This window comes from Actinosynnema sp. (assembly GCF_052038725.1).
The window spans coordinates 1-1,715 of the sequence record NZ_JBQGCX010000552.1 but is presented as its reverse complement, the minus strand read 5'-3'; the positions used below and the strand labels follow the sequence as shown (position 1 = coordinate 1,715).

Annotated in this window: 2 pseudogenes; both read right to left on the bottom strand. The window is 77.8% G+C overall.

The annotated features are described in order from the left end of the window. A pseudogene (locus tag ACTUAL_RS11110) lies at nt 1-860 on the bottom strand (hypothetical protein); the annotation flags it as partial. Nucleotides 861-968: 108 nt separating this feature from the next. Further along, nucleotides 969-1,715: pseudogene (locus ACTUAL_RS11105) on the bottom strand (hypothetical protein); the annotation flags it as partial.

The window sequence follows — 1,715 nt, the reverse complement described above, 5'->3', positions numbered from 1 at the left end:
GCGGCCCGGTGGTCGCCTCGGGCTTCGAGGAGCTCGGCGGCGCACAGCGCGTGCAGCGGGGAGGTCGGGGGCACGCGGGCCAGCAGGGCGCGGGCGGCGGGGAGCGAGCCGCGCGCGATGAGCAGGCGCGCTGCCAGGAGGGTGGCGTGGTCGGCCTGCGGGTGCAGGTCCTGGGCGGTGAAGGAGTCGGCGGTCAGGAGCGCGCGGTCCACGGACCAGATCCACCGGGCCCCAGGGGCGAGCCGGGCGCCCTCGCACATGCCGGTCAACGCGGTCAGGGTGCAGGTCGCGGCGGCGTGGTGGTCGTGCTGCGCGGTGAACGCGCGGGCGGCGTCGAGGGCCCTGCGGACGGCCGGGGGGAGCTGGCCGCTCGCCAGCGACACCAGCGCCCTCAGGTGCCGGGCCTCGGCGACCAGCGCGCCCGCCCGACCGCGCTGGGGGCCGTCGCGGACGTGCTCCAGGCAGCGGCGGGCGTCCTCCAGGCGACCCGCTTCCAGCTCGGCGGCGGCCCGGTCCAGGTGGGTGTGGGTGGTGCCGAGGAGGGCGGTCGCCCTGGTCAGGTGGCGCAGTGCGGCGCTCAGGTCGTGCTGGGTGCGGTGGAGCGCGCCGAGGGTGTGCCGGAGGGCGCCGGCGGTGGGGTGCGGGAGGTGCGACTCGGCGCGTTCCGCGACGGCCTCCAGGGTGTGGCGCTCCTGGGTGAGCGAGGTCGACCCGGTGCTCGGGGGCGCGGTGGCGGCCGGGTCGAGCAGGCGGCGGTAGTGGTGGAACAGCCTGCCGAACGCGGCCCTGGCTGCGGCGGGCCGGAGCTGCTCGGCGGCCAGGTCCCGCGCGTAGGCGGCGACCAGGTCGTGGGCGCGCAACCCGCCCCTGCCGTTCTCCTCGACCAGGTGAACGCGCAGCAGGGCGTCGGCGGCGCGGCGCAGCTCGGCGGGGTTGAGGCCGGAGAGGGCGGAGAGCGCGCCGGGGGTCTAGTCGTGGCCGGGGTGCAGGCCGATCGCGTGGAACAGGGCGCGGTCGTGGTCGGCGAGGGCTTTGAGCGACCAGGAGAAGACGGTGCGCAGGTTGTGGTCGTCGGCGCCTGCCCTGAGGAGGTGGCGCTCGTCGGCGAGTTCGGCGACCAGCGCGGAGAGCGGGGTCCTGGCGCGGAGCGCGGCGGTCTCGGCGGTGATGGCCAGCGCCAGGGGGAGGCGTCCGCAGGTGCGCACGAGCGCTCGCGCGGCGGCGGGTTCCCGCGCGGCGCGGGGGCCGAGGGTCGTGCGGAGGTAGGCCAGCGCGTCGGCGCCCGGTGGTGGGGCGAGTGCGATGTGGTGGGCGGCGCAGCGCAGGGTGGTCATCCGGTCCCGGCTGGTGACCAGGACGAGGCTGCGGCCCGCGCCGGGGAGCAGGGGGCGGACCTGGTCCGGGTGGGCGGCGTTGTCCAGGACCACCAGGAGGGTGCGGTCGGCCAGGAGGGTGCGGTAGCGGGCCGCGCGGGCCTGGGGCGAGCCGGTGGTGGGGGCGCCCAGTGCCTGGAGGAGGTCGGTCAGGACGTCGTCGGGGGACAGGGGGTGGTCGGGGTCGTAGCCGCGCAGGTCGGCGTGCAGCCCGCCGTCCGGGAAGAGGTGTGCCGACCGGTGCGACCAGTGCAGGGCGAGCGCGGTCTTGCCCACCCCGGCGGGACCGGAGACGGTGCACGCGGTGGTCCTGCCCACGGCCGCGGTGAGGGTGGCGAGCTC